The organism is Streptomyces sp. NPDC088730, assembly GCF_044751215.1.
Taxonomy (GTDB): domain Bacteria; phylum Actinomycetota; class Actinomycetes; order Streptomycetales; family Streptomycetaceae; genus Streptomyces.
Map to the genome: position 1 here is coordinate 59,403 of NZ_JBIVLK010000007.1, position 23,098 is coordinate 82,500.

At 70.9% G+C, this 23,098-nt stretch carries 21 protein-coding genes and 2 pseudogenes; 14 read left to right on the forward strand and 9 right to left on the reverse strand.

Features of this window, described 5'->3' with window-relative positions; genetic code table 11:
* Positions 1-15: 15 nt before the first annotated feature.
* Entirely contained in the window at positions 16-654 is a 639-nt protein-coding gene (locus ACIP89_RS21755; RefSeq protein ID WP_402116230.1) for a LysE family translocator, read from the reverse strand.
* A gap of 280 nt (positions 655-934) precedes the next feature.
* Between ACIP89_RS21755 and ACIP89_RS21760 the strand changes: the two genes are divergently transcribed.
* Positions 935-1,315 (forward strand): FKBP-type peptidyl-prolyl cis-trans isomerase, encoded by a 381-nt coding sequence (locus tag ACIP89_RS21760; protein WP_402116231.1) that lies wholly within the window; start codon positions 935-937, stop codon positions 1,313-1,315.
* 307 nt (positions 1,316-1,622) lie between these two features.
* On the opposite strand, the gene ACIP89_RS21765 is transcribed toward ACIP89_RS21760, so the two are convergent.
* Together ACIP89_RS21765 and ACIP89_RS21770 are read right to left on the reverse strand one after the other, a co-directional pair.
* Positions 1,623-3,029 carry an MFS transporter gene (locus ACIP89_RS21765; protein ID WP_402116233.1) on the reverse strand — a complete coding sequence of 469 codons (1,407 nt, stop codon included), beginning with the start codon at positions 3,027-3,029 and terminating at the stop codon, positions 1,623-1,625.
* Positions 3,030-3,040: 11 nt separating this feature from the next.
* Positions 3,041-3,565 carry a carboxymuconolactone decarboxylase family protein gene (locus ACIP89_RS21770; protein WP_401934004.1) on the reverse strand — a complete coding sequence of 175 codons (525 nt, stop codon included), beginning with the start codon at positions 3,563-3,565 and terminating at the stop codon, positions 3,041-3,043.
* A 41-nt stretch (positions 3,566-3,606) separates the two neighbouring features.
* On the opposite strand from ACIP89_RS21770, the gene ACIP89_RS21775 reads away from it, so the two are divergent.
* Positions 3,607-5,070, forward strand: coding sequence for a PLP-dependent aminotransferase family protein (locus ACIP89_RS21775; protein ID WP_402116235.1), 1,464 nt, complete (start codon positions 3,607-3,609; stop codon positions 5,068-5,070).
* Positions 5,071-5,641: 571 nt separating this feature from the next.
* On the forward strand, positions 5,642-6,085 hold the full coding sequence (locus ACIP89_RS21780) for a hypothetical protein (protein WP_402116236.1): 444 nt from the start codon (positions 5,642-5,644) through the stop codon (positions 6,083-6,085).
* A 118-nt stretch (positions 6,086-6,203) separates the two neighbouring features.
* Here ACIP89_RS21780 and ACIP89_RS21785 read toward each other — a convergent pair whose 3' ends face one another.
* Positions 6,204-6,947, reverse strand: coding sequence for a TetR/AcrR family transcriptional regulator (locus tag ACIP89_RS21785; RefSeq protein WP_401928986.1), 744 nt, complete (start codon positions 6,945-6,947; stop codon positions 6,204-6,206).
* A gap of 60 nt (positions 6,948-7,007) precedes the next feature.
* Between ACIP89_RS21785 and ACIP89_RS21790 the strand changes: the two genes are divergently transcribed.
* The 8 genes and pseudogenes from ACIP89_RS21790 to ACIP89_RS21825 form a co-directional block, all read left to right on the forward strand.
* Entirely contained in the window at positions 7,008-8,426 is a 1,419-nt protein-coding gene (locus ACIP89_RS21790) for an MFS transporter (protein WP_402116237.1), read from the forward strand.
* A gap of 638 nt (positions 8,427-9,064) precedes the next feature.
* Positions 9,065-9,607, forward strand: a complete 543-nt coding sequence (locus ACIP89_RS21795; RefSeq protein ID WP_401933991.1) for a DUF4232 domain-containing protein — start codon at positions 9,065-9,067, stop codon at positions 9,605-9,607.
* 334 nt (positions 9,608-9,941) lie between these two features.
* Positions 9,942-10,821: pseudogene (locus ACIP89_RS21800) on the forward strand (IS5 family transposase).
* A gap of 29 nt (positions 10,822-10,850) precedes the next feature.
* Positions 10,851-11,375, forward strand: coding sequence for an AAA family ATPase (locus ACIP89_RS21805; protein ID WP_402116239.1), 525 nt, complete (start codon positions 10,851-10,853; stop codon positions 11,373-11,375).
* A gap of 1,135 nt (positions 11,376-12,510) precedes the next feature.
* Positions 12,511-13,128, forward strand: a complete 618-nt coding sequence (locus ACIP89_RS21810; RefSeq protein ID WP_402116241.1) for a hypothetical protein — start codon at positions 12,511-12,513, stop codon at positions 13,126-13,128.
* 91 nt (positions 13,129-13,219) lie between these two features.
* On the forward strand, positions 13,220-14,017 hold the full coding sequence (locus ACIP89_RS21815) for a hypothetical protein (RefSeq protein WP_402116242.1): 798 nt from the start codon (positions 13,220-13,222) through the stop codon (positions 14,015-14,017).
* A 604-nt stretch (positions 14,018-14,621) separates the two neighbouring features.
* Entirely contained in the window at positions 14,622-15,017 is a 396-nt protein-coding gene (locus tag ACIP89_RS21820) for a DUF6924 domain-containing protein (RefSeq protein ID WP_401928541.1), read from the forward strand.
* A 133-nt stretch (positions 15,018-15,150) separates the two neighbouring features.
* Positions 15,151-15,618: pseudogene (locus ACIP89_RS21825) on the forward strand (IS5 family transposase); the annotation flags it as partial.
* A gap of 15 nt (positions 15,619-15,633) precedes the next feature.
* On the opposite strand, the gene ACIP89_RS21830 reads toward ACIP89_RS21825, so the two are convergent.
* Entirely contained in the window at positions 15,634-16,044 is a 411-nt protein-coding gene (locus ACIP89_RS21830; RefSeq protein ID WP_401928540.1) for a hypothetical protein, read from the reverse strand.
* A 751-nt stretch (positions 16,045-16,795) separates the two neighbouring features.
* On the opposite strand from ACIP89_RS21830, the gene ACIP89_RS21835 reads away from it, so the two are divergent.
* The 3 genes from ACIP89_RS21835 to ACIP89_RS21845 all read left to right on the forward strand — a co-directional run bounded on the left by ACIP89_RS21835 (position 16,796) and on the right by ACIP89_RS21845 (position 20,216).
* Positions 16,796-17,104 carry a hypothetical protein gene (locus ACIP89_RS21835; protein ID WP_401928539.1) on the forward strand — a complete coding sequence of 103 codons (309 nt, stop codon included), beginning with the start codon at positions 16,796-16,798 and terminating at the stop codon, positions 17,102-17,104.
* A 1,277-nt stretch (positions 17,105-18,381) separates the two neighbouring features.
* The gene (locus ACIP89_RS21840) at positions 18,382-18,921 is read left to right on the forward strand and encodes a helix-turn-helix domain-containing protein (RefSeq protein WP_401928565.1); all 540 of its coding nucleotides are present in this window, start codon (positions 18,382-18,384) and stop codon (positions 18,919-18,921) included.
* The gene (locus ACIP89_RS21845; RefSeq protein WP_402116243.1) at positions 18,918-20,216 is read left to right on the forward strand and encodes an MFS transporter; all 1,299 of its coding nucleotides are present in this window, start codon (positions 18,918-18,920) and stop codon (positions 20,214-20,216) included. Before ACIP89_RS21840 ends, ACIP89_RS21845 begins: the two co-directional genes overlap by 4 nt.
* Before the next feature lie 42 nt (positions 20,217-20,258).
* Here the strand turns inward: ACIP89_RS21845 and ACIP89_RS21850 are convergent, their stop codons facing one another.
* The 4 genes from ACIP89_RS21850 to ACIP89_RS21865 all read right to left on the reverse strand — a co-directional run bounded on the left by ACIP89_RS21850 (position 20,259) and on the right by ACIP89_RS21865 (position 23,073).
* The gene (locus ACIP89_RS21850) at positions 20,259-20,831 is read right to left on the reverse strand and encodes a YbhB/YbcL family Raf kinase inhibitor-like protein (protein WP_402116245.1); all 573 of its coding nucleotides are present in this window, start codon (positions 20,829-20,831) and stop codon (positions 20,259-20,261) included.
* Positions 20,828-21,397 (reverse strand): isochorismatase family cysteine hydrolase, encoded by a 570-nt coding sequence (locus ACIP89_RS21855; protein WP_402116247.1) that lies wholly within the window; start codon positions 21,395-21,397, stop codon positions 20,828-20,830. Before ACIP89_RS21855 ends, ACIP89_RS21850 begins: the two co-directional genes overlap by 4 nt.
* 280 nt (positions 21,398-21,677) lie before the next feature.
* Positions 21,678-22,553 (reverse strand): MFS transporter, encoded by an 876-nt coding sequence (locus ACIP89_RS21860; protein ID WP_402116500.1) that lies wholly within the window; start codon positions 22,551-22,553, stop codon positions 21,678-21,680.
* A 79-nt stretch (positions 22,554-22,632) separates the two neighbouring features.
* Positions 22,633-23,073: a MarR family winged helix-turn-helix transcriptional regulator gene (locus tag ACIP89_RS21865; protein WP_402116249.1), complete on the reverse strand. Its 441-nt coding sequence runs from the start codon at positions 23,071-23,073 to the stop codon at positions 22,633-22,635.
* Positions 23,074-23,098 lie beyond the last annotated feature (25 nt).

Consider the following 23,098-nt stretch of genomic DNA (forward strand, 5'->3'; position numbering starts at 1 on the left):
CGTGATCGGGTGGAATCAGTCCTTGCGCCCCGTCACGGCGACGGTGACGCCAAGGCCGATCATGGTGAGCCCGCCGGCCCCGCCGACCAGGGAGAGCCGCTGGGGTGAGCGGGTGAAGTAGTCCCGGGCGGTGGACGCGACAAGCCCCCACACCAGGTCGGAAGCGACGGCGATGATGTTGAAGACCAGGCCGAGCACCAGCATCTGGACCGCGACATGCCCCTGACCACGATCGATGAACTGCGGCAGTACGGCGGCGAAGAACACGATGGCCTTGGGGTTGGTCACGCCGACCGCGAACCCCTCCCCAAGGGTGCGCAGACCACTGCGCGCGGCTTCCCCGCCGGTGACCGCGGCATGCAGCGAGCCACGCTGCCGCCAAGCCTTGACGCCGAGGTACACCAAGTAAGCGGCACCGGCCAGCTTGAGCAGTGTGAAGACGAGGACCGAGCGCTCCACCAGTGACCCGATCCCCAGGGCCACGGCCACGATCAGCGCATAGGCGCCGAGCGTGTTCCCGACGACCGTGGTCAGTGCGGCACGGCGTCCCTGCGCCAGTGCCCGCCCGATCACGAACAGCACGCTGGGTCCGGGAACCACGATCAGCAGGAACGACATGGCCGCGAAGGCGAGTAGACGGTCTGCAGACACCATGAGGGTATGCAAGCACGGGGGTGCTCACCCTTCCAGCAGGTTTCCGCATTCCGGTCGGGCTTCTCGACGGTGCCGATCGCACGCCGGGGCGCGCGGCCCGGCGTGCCGGGGCTGCGGGCGCTTCCCGGGCCGGGTCCCCGGCCGTTGCCGGCGCAGGCTGAACGGTCTTCCGCGCGGGCGCGGGGAGCGGGGCCTCGGCGTCATCGAGGACCGCATAGAGTGACCGTGCGCCCGGCCGGTCCGGCATGAGGGCTTCCGGCGGCGAGCGGATGAGGCTGCGATGAGTGAACTGACGAAGCCCGAGATCGAACGCCCGGAAGGTGACGCTCCCCACGAGCTGACCATCCGCGACCTCGTCGTCGGGGACGGGCTTGAGGCGAAGCCGGGCCGGGTTGTCCAGGTTCACTACGTCGGCATCACCTTCGAGTCCGGAAAGGAGTTCGACACCTCCTGGGACCGGGGCAAGGCGTTCAAGTTCGCCGTGGGCGGTGGCAAGGTCATCAAGGGATGGGACCGCGGGATCAGAGGGATGAGGGTCGGCGGCCGGCGCGAGATCGTCATTCCCCCGCGCCTCGGCTACGGCAACCAGTCACCCTCGGCACTGATCCCGGCGGGCTCGGCACTCGTCTTCGTGGTGGACCTGCTGTCCGTCGCGGTCTGAGGCCTTCTGCTGCCCGGCCGCTCCCCCGGAACCGAGGCCGTGCGGCACCTGCCGGCGGACCGCGACATCACAGCTGGGCAGGCCGGGGCCGGGGGCACGGGCGGGGTCGCGATGACGGGCGCCGCCGGAGGCCGGCGGCTTGAGGTTCCGGAAGAAGTCGTCCTCGCGCGGCGTGGTGACGCTGACCGACGCGCCCTCGGCTCCCGCATCGGGCGCGGACGGCCGCCGAGCCATGCGGACGGCGGAGCGATTGCCGGGCCGCCCACCGCGGGGTGTTCGCGGCGCCCGGCCGTCCTCGTGCGCAAGGTCATCGGGCGGCCCTGCGGGGGAAGCCGAGGGCGACCACGGCCGTCAGGGCGATGCCCGCCGCTGCCGCCAAGAGCGCGGTACGCGTGCCGTCCACCGTGGCCGCCGCCGAGGCGTGCTCGCCGGGACCCGCGATGCCGACCAGGACCGCCAGGCCCACCGCGCCGCCGATCTGCTGGGCCGTGGACGCCATGCCGGAGGCGATGCCCTGCTCGTGGCCCGCGACTCCCGCGGCGGCGGCGCCGAACATCAGGGTGTAGGCCGTCCCTTGGCCCAGGCCGAGGGCCAGGAAGCCGGGGACGAGCGCGGCGTAGGAGCCGTCGGCGGCCATGGCGAGGGCCACCGTCGCCGTTCCCGCCGCGCCGAGCGCCAGGCTGCCGGCCATCGCGGCGCGCGTCCCGAGCCGCGTGGTGGTCCGGCCCGCGAGGAGGGAGCCCGCGGTGATCGCCAGCATCGGGACGAGGTAGGCGAGGCCGGTGCGCAGGGCGCTGTAGCCGAGCACGTTCTGGAAGTAGCCGGTGAGGAAGTACGCGAGGCTGCCGATCGTCGCCATGAAGAGGAACGTCACCGCCATGCCGGTGCGCAGGCCCCGGCCGCGGAGCAGCCGCAGGGGCATCAGAGGATCGCGGGTGCGGGCCTCGATGAGGAGGAAGCCGGCCAGCAGGGTCGCGCCCATCACTGCGGAGAGCGTGACCTTCGCGGACAGCCAGCCCGACTCCGGGCCCTGGACCAGGGCGACGACCAGGCCCGTGACGCCGAGCGTGGAGGTCAGGGCGCCGGGCAGGTCGATCCGGCGGCCGGCCCGCCGGACGGTGTCCGGGGCGACGAGGCGGAAGGCGGTCACCACCGCGATCAGGGCCAGCGGGACATTGACGTACAGCACCGAGCGCCAGCCGAGGAGTTGAGTCAGTACGCCGCCGAGCAGCGCGCCCACGACGAGGCCGCTGCCGCCCGCCGCGCCCCACACCGAGTAGGCGCGGTTGCGCTCGCGGCCCTCGGTGAAGAGTGTGCCGACGAGGGTGAGCGTCGCGGGGAAGAGGAACGCGCCGCCGATGCCCTGCACAGCGCGGGCCGCGATCAGCAGAACGGGTCCGGTGGCGAGGCCGCCTGCCAGCGAGGAGACCCCGTACAGGCCCAGTCCGAGCACGAACGTGCGGCGTGGCCCGTACAGGTCGCAGGCGCGGCCGCCGAGGAGCAGGAAGCCGCCGAAGGCGACGGCGTACGCGCTGATCACCCACTGGAGGTGCTGTGCGGAGAAGCCCAGGCCGCTGCCGATCCGGGGCAGCGCGACGTAGACGATGTTGTAGTCGACGGAGATGATCAGTTGGGCGAAGGCCAGGAGGGCGAGGGTCGCGGCGCTCGCCCTCCCGCTCCGCGCGGCGGGCGGGTGGGGGCCGGTCCCCGTCACCGGGGCCGCCATCAGTGGGCCGCCCGCTCGTCCTCGCCCGCGACCTTCGCGGTGCTCAGGGCGATGCGGTTCCAGGTGTTGATGGTGAAGATCAGGGCGAGGATCCGGGCCAGATCCGGTTCGTCGAAGTGGCGGGCGGCCGCTGCGTAGACGTCGTCGGGGACGCCGTCGTGGGAGACGAGGGTGACCGCCTCGGTCAGGGCGAGGGCGGCCTGCTCCTTCTCGGTGAAGAAGCGACGGGCCTCGCGCCACACGCCGATCATGTGCAGCCTGGCCTCGTCCTCGCCGGCCTTGCGGGCGTCGGAGGTGTGCATGTGGAGGCAGTAGGCGCAGCCGTTGAGGAGCGAGGCGCGGATCTGGATCAGCTCGACGAGGGCCGGGTCGAGGCCCTCGCGGGCGGCGGCGTCGAAGCCGATGAGGGCCTTGAACGCCTTGGGCGCGGCCTTGGCGAAGTTGAGGCGCGGGGCGTGGTGGTGAGCGGTGGCGGGGGTGTGGGGTGCGGTCCGGGCGGTGTGCGCGTTGTCTGTCATGATCATGAATCTAGAGGCCGGATAGACCTCGGGTAAGGTTCATTCCTGTGCCGGAATCATGGGTCAATTTGGCGGAACGCATCGGCAGTGACCTGTACTTGGAGCTGTCCGGTCCCGGCAGTCGCCGCGCCGTCCTCATCCGCGCGCTGCGGGACGCCGTGCGCGAGGGACTGCTCGCGCCGGGCACCCGCCTGCCGCCCTACCGCTCGCTCGCCGCCGACCTCGGCCTGGCCCGCAACACGGTCGCCGACGCCTACGCGGAACTGGTCGCCGAGGGCTGGCTGACCGCGCGCCAGGGCTCCGGGACGCGGGTGGCGGAAGGCGCCGCGCCCTCCACGCGCGCACGGAGGCCGAAGCCCGCTCCCGTGCGGCCCACCGCCCCCCGGTACGACCTGCGCCAGGGCGCTCCGGAGGCCGCCTCGTTCCCTCGTACGGCCTGGCTCGCGGCCGCCCGGCGCGCCTTGGGCACCGCACCGGACGAGGTCTTCGGACCCGGCGATCCACGCGGCCGCATCGAGTTGCGCCGCGCGCTCACCGACTACCTGACGCGTGTCCGCGGGGTTCGCGTCGATCCAGACCGGATCGTGGTGTGCTCGGGCTTCGCGCACGCGCTGCGGCTGCTGTTCGACGGTTCGCGCGGCGCGGGCGGCGGGCCGCTGCGCGGTCCCTTCGCCGTGGAGTCGTACGGGCTCCGCTTCCACTGCGACATCCTGGAGGCCTCGGGCGTTCGGACGGTGCCGCTGGACCTGGACGAACAGGGCGCTCTGGTCGAGCAGTTGGTTGAGGAACCACGGGTACGCGGTGTCCTGCTCACGCCCGCGCACCAGTTCCCGACCGGCGGCCCGCTGCACCCGGCCCGGCGCGCAGCGGTCATCGACTGGGCCCGCACCCATGACGGTCTGGTCCTTGAGGACGACTACGACGGGGAGTTCCGCTACGACCGCGTGCCCGTGGGCGCCGTGCAGGGTCTGGACCCCGAACGGGTCGTCTACCTCGGCTCGGTCAGCAAGAGCCTGTCCCCCGCGGTGCGCCTCGGCTGGATGGTGCTGCCCGCGAACCTCGTCGAGGGCGTGCTCGCCGCCAAGGGGACGCGGGAGGCGTCGGCGAGCGTCCTCGACCAGCTCACGCTCGCCGACTTCATCGCCTCCGGGCAGTACGACCGACACATCCGCCGGATGCGGCAGCGCTACCGGCACCGCCGCGACCGGCTCGTCACGGTCCTCGCCGAACAGGCCCCGCACATCACGGTCACCGGCGTCGCGGCGGGACTGCACGCCGTCCTCCGGCTGCCGCCCGGCACGGAGGCGTCCGCGGTCAAGGCCGCGTCCTGGCAGGGGATCGCGCTGGACGGCCTCGCCGGGTTCCGGCACCCACGGGCCTCGATGCCGGCCGGGGACGGTCTGGTCATCGGGTACTCGACGCCCGCGGAGCACGCGTACGGGGCGGCGATAGAGGCGCTGCTGCGGGCCCTGCCGCCCAGCGCCGCCGACTCCCCGGCCTCGCGGTGCTGAGGCCGCCCCAGTCTTCGCGACTGTCTTCCCGACGACGTACGCGATCCTCGTGGGCTCGGGACTCCTCGGATCGCGGCCCGGCGAACGGCCCCGTTCCTTACGCGCCCCGCGTGGAGTGGGAGGTCGGCAGCTCCTGCCGAAGGGATCGCACATGGCCTCGGACCACGACATGCTGTGGCCTCGCCGCGCGTACCGGGGACGCCTCCTGCTGCCACTACTCGACCAGCAGCTGTGGCGGCGGGATCGCCGCCGGGAGCGGCTGCGGGCCCTGGGACATCGACCCGGTGGTGGGGGAACGGCTCACCGAGGTCATCGCGGCCCTGGCAGGTCACGCCGTCGCGCTGGACGCTCCGTCGTCCGCGCCAGAGTTCGGGAACCTGCCCCTCGGTACCGTGGGCCGGCGCGACGACCGGCAAGTGCGGCTTCGGGCTACTCACCGGGCTCCCGGACACCTTCGGCGACGAACGCGACGACATCCCGGTCAAGGTCTTCCGGCTGTACGCCTGCAGAGGCGGCCGGACCGGTCTCCAGCTCTCGCGCTCTGCGCCCACCCGTAGCCTTCGTCGACTCGGTGCGTTTCGACGCCCGCTATCTCCAGCCCAGTGAACCCACTGGCCGCGACCCGATGGACCACCGCGTGGAGATCTCCCAGCGCGCCCGATCCCTGACCCTGTGGGTGATCCTGCACCACGAGGGCCGTGACGGGATCGCCCGTACCGTCGAACACAACCGTTCCGCGGCCGGCGAACCGGGATGGCTCCTGGAGGGAGAGCCGGGCATCGAACTGCTGGCTCCCGTCACACCCAGCCAAGTACTCCTGAGCGTCAGCGAGGAACACCGTGCGCAGCGGGTGATAGACGCGCTCAGCAGCAGCGGCTCGTGCTGGGTCACCCCCACCACGTGGAACGGCCGCTCCGCCGCCCGAATCTCCCTCTCGAACTGGAGGGGCAGCGAGGAGAGCGCCGAGGCCACCGCGGCCGCGTTCCTTGAGGCGTACCGCGATCACCCGGGCTGACCCCGGTTCCTCTCGGCTGCCGGGCCCCCCTGAGCGCCGTGTCTCACGCCCGATCCGGTGCGTAGCCGCCTCTACACGTTGCTTGGTCGGGTAGCCGGGTCACGTTGCCGTGACCCGGCTACCCACCTTGCGGAGACACTCCATGGCGGTAGTGCAGGTGCGGGTCGCCGGTCTTGTTCTCACTGACGGCGACGAGATGCTGGTAGTCGACTGCGACACCGCGGAGCAGGGCGTGAACGGCTTGCTCGACTTCGGCGTCACTGGTGGAGGCGTGACCGAAGAGTGCGCGGTAGTGGACGAGCGAGGCCAGAAGATCCAGCAGCAGGTCCCGGTCGACGTCGTCGCGCAGGTCGCCGCGGACGATTGCGCCGTCGAGGACCCGACCGACGGCATGGCGTGGTGGATCGAACAACGCCGCCATGAACGCCTCGTGGCGCTGGGGCTCGTCGTTGCAGTCCGCCAGCAAGGACGCGAGGGCATCCGGTGGCATCCGCTGGAACGCGCCGACGTGGAGCTTGATCGCGTCGCTCAGGTCACAGATCGTGCAGTCGGTGTCGGGCACCTCCAGCTTGCCGAGCCGTGCGGTCAGGGCATCGAGCAACAGCTCGGGCAGACCGGCCCACCGGCGGTAGATCGTCGGCTTCGTGGTGCCGGCACGCCGGGCCACCGCCTCAAGCGTCAAGCCCGTATAGCCGACCTCGTCGAGCAGCGTGAGACCGGCGTCAAGGATGGCCTGATCGATCGCGGGATCGCGCGGACGGCCTCCAGGACCTTGACTCGACTCCGCAGGGCTGCCAAGTCGCAACGGTCGTCCGGCACCGTGCGCCGGCCGTCTCTCGGAGGCAGGGGTGTGATTCGACATTGACCTCAGGGTATCGTACGTTCCGTTCCGATCCGTATCGTAACTATTGAAGGAGTTGAGATGACTGAAGCAGCTGAACGGATAGCGAACGCAGAGGCGCGCCGGGCGACGGGGTGGGGCGCGCTGCTTGGCCGCAGACACGGACCGGTCTCCGCGACATTGGCCGGCGGAGTCGCGCTGCACGCGATCAACGTCTATCTGGCAACCACGATCCTGCCGTCCGTGATCACAGATGTCGGTGGTGCGAATCTGTACGCGTGGGCCACAACGGTCTTCGTCTTCGCGTCGGTCCTCGGGTCAACGGTTGCTTCCTCGGTCCTCGCCGCACGCGGACCACGAGCCAGCTACCGGCTCGCGTCGCTCATCCTCGGAATCGGCACGGTCGTCTGCGCGCTTGCTCCAACGATGCCGATCCTGCTCGCCGGGCGACTCGTGCAGGGGATCGGTGGCGGCCTGCTTTTCGCCCTCTGCTATTCAGTGGTCCGGATCACCTTCGATGAAGCGTTGTGGCCACGGGCAATGGCACTGGTGTCAGCGATGTGGGGCGTCGCGACATTGGTCGGTCCTGCCATCGGCGGAGCCTTTGCCGAACTCGGCGTCTGGCGCTGGGCCTTCTGGGTGCTGGTCCCGGTCGTGGCGTTCTTCGGCCTCTGGGGTGCGGCACAACTGCCGGCAGGCGGCGTCGACGGAGCGGCGCCGCGTATACCCTGGGCCGGCGTGAGTCTGCTGGCCGCCGCGGTCCTGGTGATCTCGGGGGCGAGCATCTCGTCGCGACTCACGGTCAACATCGTCGGACTCGTGGTCGCCATTCTGCTGCTGGTGGCCTGGCTGAGACACGAGCGCAGCGCAACACGCCGGCTTGTCCCCGCCGCTGCTTTCGGCCCAGAACCACGTCTACGAGTCGTCTATCTGACGATGGCGTTACTCGTTATCGCCGGCACTGTCGAGGTCTTCGTCCCCTATTTCGGTCAGCGCCTGCAAGGGCTCGGACCGCTCGCGGCCGGCTACCTCGGGGCCGTGATGGCCGCCGGCTGGACCGCGGCCTCGCTCACCTGCAGCGGCATCGAGCGCCGTCGCGGGCTCATCATCGCCATCGCTCCGGCGTTCTCGGCTCTCGGACTCATAGCCCTGATCTTCACCGGACCGGTCCACTCGGACGGAGCCGTCCCGATCGGCGGCGTCGCGCTCGGCCTGCTGCTTCTGGGTTGGGGCATCGGCATGGCCTGGCCGCATCTGACCACCATGGTCCTGCAGCTCGTCCCGGACTCCGACCAGGGTCTTGCCGGCTCCTCGGTCACGACCATTCAGCTCACCGCGACCGCGTTCGGGTCGGCCATCGCCGGTGCCGTCACCAACGTCGCTGGATTCTCCGACAGCGCCGGTATCAACGGAACCCAGACCGCGGCCCGGTGGCTCTTCGCGATCTTCACCCTCGCAGCCCTCTTCGCGCTCGCCACTGTACGCTCCGCGCGCCAGTGACCCCGCCCCTCCGGTGAGCGTCAGAGCAATCGCGCGGACGGGGTGAGTCCGTGACGTCGCAGCGCCGGAGGCGGCCCAGAACGCGACAAGCAGAGACCAGGTTGTCGACGTGGGCGGCCATCGCCGCCGGGGCCGGGGCGACCGTGTTCCCGGTCCTGGCGGGCATTGGCATCTACGGCTTCCTCGCCCTATCCGACACGCGGACCCTCTCGCCACCACCGCGACCGCGCCGAACGCGCCTGCTGGTCGGCCGGGTTCGGCAGGAGGGCGAGGCACGCGAGGCCGGTGATGATCTCGCTGGTCCAGGCCCAGTGGCGGGCGAGGCGGAGAGGGTGCCATCGAGGCCGGGAGCGAATCCAACCGCCCTGTCGACGGCCGGCGGGCGTACCTCGGGGTGGGTCGGGTTCGATGCTCGGGTGGGGTCAGGACGGCGCACGCTGCCAGCACTCCCGCCGGGCCGGAACGGACACCGGGCGAGGCGCGGGCCGCTGCGGTCCTGCCCACGCGGCCGCGGTGGGGTGCCCGGCCGCAAAAAGATCTCCCGAACACCGAACCGCTCCGAGGCATCACACATCTTCAGAGGCGTAGGCGCGCATCACCTCGCGCGCCGATTCGTAAACGAGGGGAACCCGAACGTCATGAAGAGCAAGCTGACCGTCATGACCCTAGCGGCCGTCGTCGTCGCCGGGACCGCCACTTTCGCAGTACCGGCAGCGGCCGCCTCCGCCAAAGCACAGCCGACCCGCTGTCACACCGCAGACCTGAAGGCCGGCTTCGCCCTGGGCGGTGACGCGGCGCCGGAGATGAACCAGACCAAGAAGCAGACCCAGGCGTTCATCTGGTTCACCAACCAGAGCAAGCGCACCTGCACCCTGTCCGGCTTCGCCGGTGTCGACATGATCGGCGCTCAGAAGACTGACGGCACCTGGTCGGTAGCGCGTTCGTCCAAGAAGGCCACGAAGTTCACCCTGAAGCACGGGGACACGGTGGACTTCAGCATCACCCTGCTGCCGGTGGCCAAGTCCACCGCGCAGAAGCAGAAGTTCGTTCCGGCGAAGTTCCTGGTCACTCCGCCGAACGAGACGAAGCACCTCACCCTGAAGTGGCCCTTCGGCGGCCAGATCCTCAAGCAGGACGGCGCCACGCACCCGGCGACCTACCTCAACCCGATCGGGCTGTAACCAAGGCCGGCCTCTGCACCTCTCCCGCCGGTAACGGGCGCTCACAGCAAGGTACTTCTCGGTGACAAGGACCTCGTGGGCAGCCACGGCCCACGCGGTGGTGGGGGCCGGCGGGGTATGGGCTTCGGCGCCGGAGCGCAGGTTGCCGGTCAGGGCACCGGGCCTGGTCGCATCTGCGCGCCCCGGACCTTCTCGAAGGTCAGCAGGACCCGGACGGATAAGCCGAAGATGTCGGCGACTTGACGCAGGTGGTTTCGCCGCGGAGATGGACATACCGGTCCGGCCCAGGGGTGTCCTGGGGATCTTGCAACCGTCACAGTCCTTGCTCGTTGGCATGTTCTCGGGGCGAGGAGGTCTCACAAGCGAAGGATGGACCCGGCTGAAGCCGCATCTGCCGAAATCGGGTCAGCGAGGCGGGCGTTGGGGCAGCCACCGGAGGATCATCAACGGGGTCCTGCACGGGAACCGGGCCGGGGTGCCGTGGTGGGATCTGCCTGCGCGTTTCCGGCAAGTGGAGGACCGTGTACGAGCGGCATCGACGCTGGTCAGCGGATGGCACGTGGGACAGGCTCTGCGCGGCCGTCCTGGTCGATGCGGACGCGGAAGGCCGCGTCGACTGGTCGATGGCGAGCGTGGACTCCACCGCCTGGCGGGCCCGCCAGCACGCCGCCGGAGCACGCAAGAAGCCTCCGCGACCGCTGGGAAAAGACGCACGCCCCGGCAGCACCGCCCCGACGAGGGACTCTGTCGCTCCCGGGGCGGCCTGACCTGCAAAATCCACCTCGCCCGTGAGGGCGGACGACGCCCACTGGCCCTGCTGTTCGCCCCAGGCCAGTGGGGCGACGTCCCGCAGTTCATCCCGGTCATGGAGCGTGTCCGTGTCGCCCGCCTCGACGGCGGGCGTCCCCGGACTCGGCCCGACCATCTCGGCGGCGACAAGGCGTACCACTCCCGCCGCAACCTGCGACGACGCCAGATCAAGCACACCATTCCCGAGCCGAAGAACCAGCGGGCCAACCGCCGAGCCCGCGACAGCAAGGGTGGCCGACCCGCCGGCTTCGACAAGAGGATCTAACAAGCGCAGGAACGAAGTCGAGCGAACGATCAACGCGCTGAAAAGCTCCCGGGCCGTGGCCACGAGATTCGACAAGCGCGCCTACGTCTTCCACGGCACCGTCACCGTGGTTTCAATCCGCCTTCGGCTCAAGCCGTGATCACTTGGCCTTCGTGACAAGATCTGGGCGTGACGATGTTGTTCCTGATGGTCGGCCTGCCAGCGGCCGGAAAGACCACGCGAGCGCGGCAGCTGGCCAAGGAGCACAGCGCGCTGCGGCTGACGCCGGATAAGTGGATGATCCCGCTGTTCGGCGATCCGCAGCCGGCTGGAAAGCGCGATGTGCTGGAAGGACGGCTGCTCTGGCTTGGTCTGGAGGCGCTGAGGCTGGGGACCGACGTGGTGCTGGATTTCGGATGCTGGTCCCGTGACGAGAGGTCCGCGATCCGCTGGTTGGTGATGTCTGTGGGCGCGTCCTGTCAGCTTGTCTACGTGCCGGTGGACCATGAGACCCAGCGTGCTCGGATCGCTCATCGCCATTCGACCACCCCTGATCAGACTTTCGCGATGAGTGAGGCGGATCTGCTGCACTGGAGGACGCTGTTCGAGGAGCCCGACGTCACGGAACTCGATGGACAGGTGGTGGGAGATCCGCCTCCTGGGTGGTCAGGATGGCTGGAGTGGGCCGCCGATCGGTGGCCATCGCTCGCGTGACTGTCCGGCCAACCTTGGTACGGCCCATCAACGCAGCCGTGCCAGGAGTATCGGGCCCGTAAAGATCCGCCGGTCAGGCTCTAGGCAGGTGCCGACCACGACGGTGGTATGGCCTTCGTGGGCGTGGATGTGGAGCCGGCCGTGGCGGATGGCGTCGTGGACCTTCTGGGCCCGGCCGGAGACCTCGCGGAAGTCGCTGCGGAGCACCAGGGCACTGGGCAGTTGGCCCAGGTCCAATCGTCGTCCACGGCCTCCCGGAGCCGGGGGTGATCTCGACGGTGATCCCCTCGGCGGTCAGGTGTTTGGCCGAGCCTGTGCCCAGTAGGGCTCCTCGGAGTCGATGCGGGGCAGAACCAGGACGTTGTCCGCGACGACGGTCCCGTCGGCTGGAACGTGTACCAGCGCTGCCTCAACGCCGTGTCCATCCGGCCCGGGACTGTGATGCGAACCGAGCAGCGATGGGGCACCGCACTGCCGGGAGTCCTCACACGCGCAGGTCCGACCGATCAGGTCCCAAGTTCTCTATTTGCGCTGACGGTCACCGAGGTGACCGGACCGACCGCCGCGTATTCCACTGCGCTCAGGCCGCTGCGGCCGCGGCGGGACCGGGCCTGAGCCGGGCCGGATCGCCGCCGATCCGCCGCCTCGCTCACGGTGAACGCCGCTTGCTCGGCGGATCTCAGCGACCTTGCCATGGCGACACGAACCGGCCACGGCTTTCCACCGCCTTGCCGCACTGACCGGCCCAGTCGGCTGACCGACGTCGCCTGCCCGCCCACGATCCGAGGGACCCCGGAGAATCTGGCCACAGCGCCGGAATTCCGCCATGACCTGACAGCGAAATCGCCACGCCCGCACAACGGCTGACGATCATGGGTGGCACGTCATCGCGACCGAACAGTGAGGCTGGCAGTCTGTCGGCCGCCTGGGCGCCGGGCACCCGGGCGCGGGGTTCCCGGGCTCCACCGGGCAGCCGGAGGCGGGGAGAGTTAAGGACAAATTTCGCTCATAAGGGCTGTTTGGAGCTGTTGGATCATTCTGCGAAGTTTGGTGTGGTGTGTTCGTGTGCAGATTGTGGGTGTCGGCCGCGGAGCATCTGCGGCCGCGCACTTCGAGAGGCTTCCTCATGCGCTTCATGCGCACCACTGCTCTTTCCCGGACTCTGCTGGTCTCCGCGATCACGGTGGCCGGACTCACCGCCGCCCCTGCCCTGGCTTCCGCGTCGGCCCGTGCCGAGATGGGCAGCGTCCGGGATGTGGGTGACTTCAGTCTCCGGGGTCTTCCGGGGGGTAATGGGGCCAACGGTGTGGGCACCGGTGGTGGGATCGGCGGCCTGGGCGGTACCGGCGGCGCGGCCGGTGCCAACGGTAATGGCGGCACCGGGGGTGACGGCGGCAATGCGAGCGGCAGCGCCAGCGTCGGTGGCGCGGGCGGTGCCGGCGGCGCCGGGGGTGCCAACGGCAACGGCGGTAGCGGCGGTCCCGGAGGCGGAGCCGCCCTGGGCGGTATCGGGGGCAAGGGCGGTGTGGGCGGTGTCGGCAACGCGGGTGCCGGTATCGCCGGTGGCAGGGGCGGCAACGGCGGAGCGTCCACGGTCGGTGGCGGACACAAGGGCGGTACCGGCGGTGCGGGTGGCGCTGCCAGCCCGGTGTGTCCCGGCAAGCCCGGTGGCACCGGCACTGCCGCCACGTTCACCGCGGACGGCACTACCGGTGCCACCGGCGCCGCCGGGAACTCCACCCTTCCCTGCTGAACCGACCTCCGCGGGGACTGCCGAGCCAGCTCCCGCAGGACAAACACGTCTCATTCACCCGCGCTCTACCTGAGTCTGAGGAGACCCCGTCATGAACAAGAACCAGACCGCCGCTCTCCTCGCCCTGCCCACGTTCTTCGCCGGCGCAGCACTCTTCCTCGGCTCTCCGGTCGCGGCCTCCGCCCTCGCCTGCACCGCCGGCACCGCGGGCGTCGCGGGTGCCAATGGGGACTCCTCCCATCCCAACGGTTTTCCCGGCACCGCAGGCGGCCCCGCGACCGGAGCAGGGGACTGCGCCGGCGGTGCGGGGGGTCCCGGCGGCAACGGCGCGGCCGGCGGACTGACCGGCGCGGGCGGAGCAGGCGGCGCCGGCGGTCTGGGTACCCGCGGGGGCACGGGCGGCGCCGGAGGCTCCGGCGGCAACTCCGGCGCCAACGCCGGCGCGGGCGGCCACGGTGGCCTCGGCGGCGCCGGGGGCCCCAACGGCGGTGCGGGTGGCAACGCGGGCAGCGGCGGCATCGGCCACGGCGGTGGCGCGGGCGGTAACGGCGGCGCGGGCGGCGTCAACAGCGCCGGCAACGGCGGCAAGGGAGGCAAGGCCGGCAATGGCGGCAATGGCAGCCCTGGTGGCGCCTACCCGGGTGGTGCCGCAGGTGTCGGCGGGGCGGGGGGCCTGAGCTCTGGAGGGACCCTCAACTTCGGCGGCAACGGCGGTGACGGGGGCAACGGCGGCGCCAAGTCGGGTGCCGGCGCCGACGGCGTCTGCGGTATCGGCGGCGCCGGCGGCAACGCCACCGGCGGCCTCCTCTTCCACGGCGGAACCGGAGGGACGGGCGGGACCTTCGGCTTGGGAAGCCCCTGCGCGAACGGAGCCCACGGAACGCCGTGACCCACCACCACCGGTGCCCCGCGCCACCCCCTGGCCGAGGACACCGGGTGCGGCCCCCACGTGTGACGGTCGCACGCTGACCATCTCGCCACTGAGAGCCGGAGAGCCGACTCCCAGTGGCGAGGAGTAACCGGATCCGGCGTGCGCACGGACCAGGTAGCGCCCGGGGGCGACGCCGTACGCACGGCTGCGTCCCTGCCGTACCCGCTTCCCTGACGCCGTCTCCTGTCGTCCGACCGGGTCTGCCTGGTGTGTTTCCTCAACAGCTCCGACGCGCACCGTCGTGGTACCGGGACAAGTGCACCAGGGGTGTCAGGTTGCCGGGAGGGGCGGGACAGCAACGGGCAGCACACAACCTGCTGCTGCGGCCGCGGTCTTGAGGGCGGCCGCAGCCGCATCGTTGGCCGTCTTCTGGGCTTCGAGGGACGCTAGGCCGTTTCTTCTGGATCACTCCCGTCGGAGTTGGTTGTCAGTGCGGGGTGGGAGAGTCCTGGGCATGACGTTGCCGAAGAACCTTGAGGGAGTGCTGACTGAGATCGGACGCGACTTGTTCGACGTTCTCGTCATCAGGACCGACTTCAGTGACGACGAGGCATGAAACGCCGTGGTTGGGGAGCTGCACCGGCCGTGGGGGCCGGGCGGTGGGTTTGCCGCAGCAGTGCAGCTGGTTGATGCGCCTGCTTGGTCAGGAGCATCGGCCGACGAGGTTCTTGCCGCTGTGGTGGATGAGGATCTGGTTGTCGTCTTCCCCGCTGACCGCGGCACGATGAAGTCGCCGGCGCGGGCGTTGCTGGCTCTGTCGACCGTCTGGGAAGACGTGAGTGGCCTTGACCCCGTCTACTACCAGGAACTCATCGAGTCGCCGGATCCCAGGGAGTTTCGAGCCCTGCCCACCGCGGTGCACGGCGTCCAGGTGGACCTGGCGCTCGGCAACGTGGACTTCGCAGAGTACGCCGGGGCTGCTTCCGCAGAGCCTGATCAGGTACTGCGGCCTATCTGACTGGTACGGCGCACAGCCGAGGGCGATCTGGACTGGGTCGTCGCAGTCGACTCCACGGTCGTTCATACTCACCAGCACGCGGCCGGGACCCGCAAAAAAAGGGCCTTGGCCAAAGAAACCGGACCATCATGCACTGGGACGGTCTCGTGGTGGGATGACAACGAAGATCCACCTGGCGGCCGACAACCGCTGCCGCCCGCTGGCCTTCGTCATCACCCCCGGCCAGGCTGGTGACGCCCCGGCATTCCCGGCGTGATGACGGGGATCCGGGTGCCTCGGCAGACCCCGAACGACGCCCACCGCGGTCCTCGCGGACAAAGCGTATTCGTCTCGCGCGATCCGCACCTACCTGCGACATCGCGGGAACCGGGCGGTGCCCCCCCAACCCGCCGACCAGGCAGCCAACCGCAAGCGGCTCGGCAGCCGCGGTGGACGCCCTCCGGCGTTCCCGCGCGGAACGTACAAACAGCGGAACACGGTCGAGCGGTGCATCAACAAGATCAAGCAATGGCGCGGCCTGGCCACCCGCTATGGCAAGACCGCCACCATCTACCTCGCAGCCCTCCACCTGGCAGGCATCTTCGTGTGGTCAGCAAGGTGATCCGGAGGAAACAGCCTAGGCCTTGCAGGCGGCGACTGCCGCCTCGGCAGCAGTGGCGGCGGTGGTATCGGCATCGACCGCCGCGTTGGCCGAGGTGACAGCGGCGGCAGCGGTGGCGGTGGCGGTCGTACTGGCGGCAGCGATGGCGGCCGCGTCCGGCGGGACGGCGGCCAGGGCCGCGGTGAGGGTCTTGAGGGCTGCCGCGGCGCTGGACGCGTCTGCCGCAGCGGCAACCGCAGCGGTACTGGCATTGGTTACGGCAGCAGCAGTAGTGGTCGTGGCGGCGGCGCAGGCTGCCGGGTCGGGGACGGCCACCCGGGGCGCGGATGCCGGGGCGGCGCCGGCGGGAGCCGTGATGAGCGCTGTGCCGCCGAGGGCGAGGGCCACGGTGGCCAGGGATGCGGCAGCGATGCGGTGGATCGGCATGCGGAACTCCAGGGGACGGGTAGCGGGGGTTCTCGAGTGCCCGGTGGGACAGCCAGAGCGCGAGAACCCGGGGCGGCCCGGGATCGGGCCGACTCACACTGAGAAGAAGATCAGCGAAAGTCCCCTATGTCCTCCTGAAGGTCGCGGCCGCGCTGACGAAAGCGCCTTGGGCGACACCGTTTTGACCATGAGCAGGAGATAGTTCAACATCCTGCTGGACGAGCCCGCCCCTGGTGGGGCGCTGTTTTGCGCCGCACCACACGTCGAGGTCGTGGCCGTCGGGACCGCCTCGGCGTTCTTCGCCCGCTGCGCAACAGTGGTGGCAGCTCAGGGCCGGATGGCGGCGCCGGCGGGACCGCCGGATTCGGCGAGACGGGCGGGACGGGCAACTCCGGCGGCCGACGCGGAGGGTGGATTGGCGTGAGGGACGGTGGTGGTCAGGGTCTGGCGGGATGCGATCACCCCCGTCGGTGAGCCAGTGCTGGCAGGTAGCTCATCCTCACTCCCAACCGCGGTGTCGACGAAGGTGGGCTTCGCCGCTTCGCTGACGTCTCGGCTTCGGCCCGCTGCCGCGCGGTGCGCTCCTGTGTCGACGAAGGTGGGCTTCGCCGTTTCGCCGACGTGGGATCGGTTGCTGTCCGTGAACGCGAAAATGCCTTCTGAGCTGGGACGATGAACCTTGTCGAGAGGTAATGCCGGTCCAGGCGGAAGGCACTTTCCGCGCCCCGGGCTTCCGGACAACGTACGGGAGATGCTCGCCGCGGACCCGGAGATCCGGGTCGTCGTGGAACTGGCACTGTGGACAACAGCCGACATGGCGGCCCGGCTCGCCCGCCATCCTGACGCGGAGGTCCGCCGCGCGGCTGCGGCGAACGAGGCCCCGCCACCGGATCTCCTGGCCGCGCTCGCCAACGGTGAGGGGCTTCCCCCGGCGGAACGGTGGCTGGTCTGCGACAGCATGGAGACGCCGTTCACGCACGATCCGCACTGCCCCCCGGTCCGACTGCGGTCTGCGGTCCGGTGCCGCCTGCGACGGCTCCCACGGATCCACCGTCCATGAAACGGCCGAGCGGGTACTGCGGAATCCCGCCGCGCCGGTCGAGGCTCTCCTCCGGTTCGCCGGCCATCCTTCCATGATGCTGCGCTCGCCGCCCGCCCCGGCCTTCCGCCGGAGACAGGGCTGAGGCTCGCGGGCGATCCCCGTTCCCGGAGTCCGGGCCGAACTCGCGGGGAACCCGGCGATCGACGCGCCGCTCGTCCGGAAGCCGGCCGCCGGCCACGACGTGCAGCGCGCACTCGCGCACGACCCCGGGGTGCCGCTGGACGTACTCCCCCGCCTTGTGGCCGCCGTCAGAATCGGACCGACGCCGCTGCCGCGGGTCTCAGCGGCCACCGCCTCCGAGGCCGAGGATCTGTCCCGCTCGCCGGATCCCACGGTACGGATGCTCCTGGCCCAACGACGCGACCTGCCGGCCGGGGCCCGCGACAGGCTGGCCGCCGATCCCGAAGCGAAGGCGGTCAAGTACATCGCGAGGCACCGGGCCTGTTGGATCGTCAGCTACGGGCCATGGTCGAACGGCACGGAGTCCAGGTCATGGCCGGGGGGCGGCCAATCCGGACACATCGCCGGCCCTGCTCGACGAGTTGGCCCGGCACGTTCCACCGGCCCGCAGAGCACTGCGTGAGGTCGCCCGGCACCCCTAGGCGCGGGGACCGCCGCCGCTCGCCTGTCTCGCCGACAGCCGGGCCCGGCCCCTGACCGCCCGCCACCCGGCCCTTCCACCCCGGACCCTGGTCGAACTGCTCGCCGCCGACGACTGGCAGGTGGTGGGGGCTACCGCCGCCGACGCCTCGCTGCCTCCGGCGGTCATGAGAGACCTGCTACCCGGAGCCGAGCAGACTCCCTCAGCGCCCGCAGCCTGTCAGTGACCAGAGGCGTACTCCCCCAGCCGCGCCGGAGGAAGCCGACCAGCCGCCGCATCGGGAGCACTCCGCCGTTCAACGGTATGCGTACGAGCTAGTAGCTCTGCGGGAACGTCGCGAGGCGCGGCAGCAGGCAGATGCCACGGCCGGCGGCGACCGGCGCCGCGATCGCGGACCAGTCGACCGCGTTGCGGGTGACGCGGGGTGAGAAGCCCGCTGTCTCCGGCTGCCTGATTCCAGGCCTCGTTCTTCACATGGCCGTCGGCTGAACATCTCGCCACTGCACCGTTGTTGAGCTTTGGCTACCGGTGCCGGCCTGTCGGCGGGGACAACTCAGCACGGTGGACAGCGAATTGCGGATGACGTCACGGAACCCCCTTGCGCAATGGTCAAGAAGCGTTGACCATTGAGCGCATGCCTACCGATGATCTGCCCGAGACGCTTCACGTCACCACCGACGAGCAACTGCGCGCCGTCTCCAGCCTCACGCGCCACCGGATCATGGCCGTGCTCCGCTTCGAACCGGCGACGATCACGCAGATCGCCGGGCGGGTGGGGCTCGCGAAGGGGAGTTCCAGCTATCACGTGCGGCTGCTGGAGCGGGCCGGCCTGGTGAAGGTCGTGCGGACACGGAAGGTGCGAGGGGTGACCGAGCGGTACTACGCGATGGCCGCGCGGTCGATCGTGCTGCCGGATCCGGGGACCGGGCAGCCGGATGTGCTGATGCGGCATGCGGTGGCGGATCTGGAAGCGGCGCCCGTGGATGGCGAACGGTATGTCCGGATGGCTCATCTCCGGCTCACGGAAAAGCAGTTCACGGAGCTGGGGGCTCGACTGGAGGAGCTGGCCGACGAGTACCGGCAGCTGTCGGATCCGGCACTGCCGGACGTGTCGCTGGCCTTCGCGCTGTTCCGGCCGGGGCCGCGCGATCAGGCCGAGGGAGAGGCCAAGTGACCTCCGACATCGGGAAGTTGCCGACCGGGTTCGGGCGGCTGTGGACCGCTCAGACCGTTTCCTCGCTCGGCGACGGCGTGACGCATGCCGCACTGCCGCTGCTCGCGTTGACGCTGACACGGGATCCGATGGCTCTCGCCGTCGTCACGGCCGCCGGGACGCTGCCCTGGCTGCTCTTCGGGGTGGTCGGCGGCGCGCTGTCGGACCGCTGGGACCGCCGGCGCACGATGTGGGTCGCGGACACCGCTCGTGCCCTGCTGCTCGTGATACCGGCGGCGGCCGCAGCGCTCGATCTGCTGAGCATTCCGCTGCTCGCGGCCGTCGCCTTCCTGCTCGGCCTCGGCGGACTCTTCTTCGACACGGCCGCCACGGCCTATCTGCCCGATCTGCTCGGCCGCGACCCCGTACACCTTGAGCGCGCCAACTCCCGGCTGCGGGGCGCCCAGACCGCCATGTCCGGATTCGCGGGGCCGCCCGCGGGCAGTGCGCTGCTCGCGGTCGGCCGGGCGGTTCCGCTGGTCGCCGACGCGGTGTCGTTCGCACTCTCCGCGCTGCTCGTACGGTCGCTGCCCGCCGCGCCCCGGCCTGCCGGGGGCGTCCGCGCGTCGCTGCTCCGGGAGGCACGAGACGGGGCCTCGTACGTCTTCCGGGACCGGTTGCTGCTCGGGCTCGCGCTCCGCCCGGCCGTCGGGAACGTGGCCTTCCTCGCCGTGGAGACCGTGCTCGCCCTCTTCGCGCACGACCGGCTCGGCATCGGCACCTTCGGCTTCGGCCTGCTGCTCACGGCGGAGGCCACCGGCGGGCTGCTCGGGGCGGGCATCGCCTCCTTCCTCGGCCGGCGGCTCGGCACCGGAACCGCTCTGACCTGTACGGCCGCGGTCGAGGGCCTCGCCGTCCTGGGACTCGCCGCCGCCCCGAATCCGTACCTGGCCGGGCTCGCGCTCGCCGTCTGCGGGGCGGGCATGGGCGCCACGATGGTGCTCGCGCCCTCCCTCCGTCAGGCGATCGTCCCGGCCCGCCTGATGGGGCGGGTCGCCTCCACCTCCCGCATGCTCGCCATGTGCGCGGCCCCGTTCGGCGCATTCGCCGGAGGATGGCTGGCCGCCTCGTACGACGTCCGCACCCCGCTCTACGCCGCCGCCGGCCTTCTCCTCACTATGACGGCCCTCACCGCGACCATGACCGGCAACCGCCGTGTCGAGGCCGCGCTGCGGGGTGCCGCACCGGACGGCGGCCCGGCGCGGCCGGCATCCGGGGAGTCCGTCCGGGAGGGTGCGCCCGGCCCGTCGTCGTGACCCCGTCGCGGATGGTGTCGCGGAGACCTCACGTGTCCCAGGTCAGCGTTCGTAGGTGCCGGTCAGCCGACCCCGGGCGAGGACGGGCGCTGTGATGCCGCCCAGGAGTGCGCGGGGCCGTGTCCGGTCGGCCGTCTCCGCGCCGAGGGCGCCGTCCACGGTGGCCGCGAGGGCGAACAGCTGGAAGGTGTAGCGGTGTGGTCCGTGGCCCTTGACGGGCGCGGGGCCGTGGTAGCCCCGTCCGATGGTCGAACGGAGCACCCGCACCCCGGCGGCGGGCCGTCGCGCGTCGAGTGCGCCTGGGCCGAGGTCTCCCGATGCCGGGTCGACGAGAGCTACGCAGTGCACGGCGGGCCTGGGCAGGGGGACGTCGGTGTCCTCGACGACCAGGAGGAGTTGGGCGGTGCCCGGGGGCGGCGCGGTCCAGGTGAGGTGGGGGGAGAGATTGCCGCCGCCGACGTTCTTCGCAGCGTGCCGCGGTGGCATGGCCTCGCCGTGGGCGAAGTGGCGGCTGGTCAGGGTCAGGAGTGCGGGGCCCTGGAGGTTCGGCAGGTTCCACGCCGTATGGGCCTCGCCCGCTCTGCGGTTGTTCAGGAGCCTGCCGAGCAGGGTCATCGGGTCGCCTCCACCATGTCGATGACCTCGGCGGTGGCAGTGGTCTCACCGATCTTGGGAAAGACGCGTTCGATGCTGTGGCGGTGGGCTTCGGGATCGGGGTCGCACATGGCGTCGGTGGCCATCACGACGTGGTACCCGTGGTCGGAGGCCGATCGTGCGGTCGACTCGACGCCCGCGCTGGTCGAGATGCCCGCGAGCACGACCTGGGTGACGCCCAGGTCTCGCAGGAGGGTGTCGAGTCCGGTGTCGTGGAACGCGCTGCGCCGCCGCTTGGTGATCAGGTGGTCGGCCGGCCGGACATCGAGTTCGTCGATGAGGTCCGCCCAGCCGGCGGGCCGGACGCCGTCGCTCCCGGCCCGTCCGGCGTCGGTACGTCCCGGCGCGCGTCCGGTGACGTTGACGAGGACCACGGGCAGCTCGTGGCGCCGGAACGCGGCGGCCAGGTGGGCCGCCTGTTCGACAGCGGTGGCGGCGAGTGGACTGCCGGCCAGGGCGGAGACGATGCCCTTCTGCAGGTCGATCACGACGAGCGCGGGCCTGGGATCGATCGTAGTCAGTGTCATGCGGTTGTCTCTCCTGTGGATGCGGACCGGTTGCCGGGCCGGACAGTGCGGTGGTCGCAGCCGCTTCGGCGGTTGCTGCCGCCGGACTACCTCCGCGGTCGCGCGAGGGGGTCGACGGTGGGGGTCTCGTGCGGCACCGGGCCTTGACGGCGGGGCTACTGCCGCGCGGAACGGAGGCGATCGCGGCGAGCAGCGCGAGGGCCGCGCCGAAGGCGAACACGATGACCAGGCCGGAGTGGGAGGGGTCCGTCGATCAGGGACAGAAAGACCTCTCTTCCGGTCAGGGCCAGTTGCTGCGCGGCCGAGAGGTGCGTGAGGGCGCCGGTGGGCTGGAGCAGGTGCTGGATCGGGTTGACACCCAGCTGGGCGGCTGACACCCAGCTGGGCGGCGAAGAGCGACGAGACCGGGGGCGGGCTGCCGACCTGGCCGGCGACGTGTGCCGGGACGCCCTGTTGTCGCAGTGCGCCGGTCAGCGTGTGCGGGAGGCTGCCGGCCAGTCCGGCGATCATGAGGGAGAAGAACACGCCGATGGACGGCGGTGCCGGAGTTCTGGAATGTGGCGCGCATGCCGGAGGCGACGCCACGCAGCCGGGCGGGCGCGCTGCCCATGATCGAGGAGGAGTCGGGGGCGGCGAACATGCCGCCGGCGATCCCGTTCAGCGTGATCAGCACGGCGAATATCCAGTAACTGAAGTCGATCGGCAGGAACATCAGGCCCAGGAAGCCGGCGCCGAGGAGCAGCGCTCCGCCGGTGGCCAGGCCCCGGGAGCCGATCCGGTCGGACAGATAGCCGGAGACAGGCCCGGCGGCGAGGCATCCGGCCGTCAGCGGCAGCATGAAGATGCCGGCCCACAGGGGCGTGTCGCTGTAGTCGTAGCCGTGCAGCGGCAGCCAGATGCCTTGCGGCCAGATGATCAGTACGAACCGCATACCGCCTCGGCCGATCGAGACGGCCAGGCCCGCCAGGGTGCCGAAGGTGAGGGCCCGCAGGCGGAACAGGCTCAGTTCGATCATGGGCGCGGAGACGCGGTTCTCGATGACGACGAACGCCGCCAGGAGGATCAGTCCCCCGGCTATCAGCCCGTCGGTCAGCGGATCGGTCCAGCCCATGGTGTGCCCGCCGCAGGGCAGGAGGCGGAAGGTGACCGCGATCAGGACGGCGCTGAGTCCGGCCGCGAAGGTGGCGTTGCCAGGCGATCAGCCACATCGTTCCATGGCCTCCGGTGTCAGATGTTCAGATGGTCCGGGCCAGCCGGTCCAGCAGTGGCCCTGCCGCCGCGAGCTGTTCCAGCTCGGCCGGGGTGAACGCGCCGTCGGCCAGGGCCTTGGCGATGAGCTCGGTGCGCGCGTTGCGCTTGTCCTTCAGCTCCCGCCGGCCGGCGTCGCTCACGGTCAGCACCACGCGCCTGCCGTCGTCCGGGTCGGGGCTGCGCTCGACCAGTCCCCGGGACCTCAGCGCGGCGAGCGTCGCCCCCATGGCCTGGGCGGTGATCTGCGCGTCCCGGGCCAGCGCGGAGGAAGTGGTGGGCCCCGTACGTTCCAGCTGCGACAGGGCGGTCCGCTCCGGCATCGTCAGCCCTCCCCCGGTGGGCACTTGCCGCACGCGCCGCAGCAGCGCGCCGACGCCCACGAGAAGGGAGGCGGCGACCTTTCCGGGGTCCAGATCTTCGTTCACATAGTAAGGCTACCTTATCAACCAG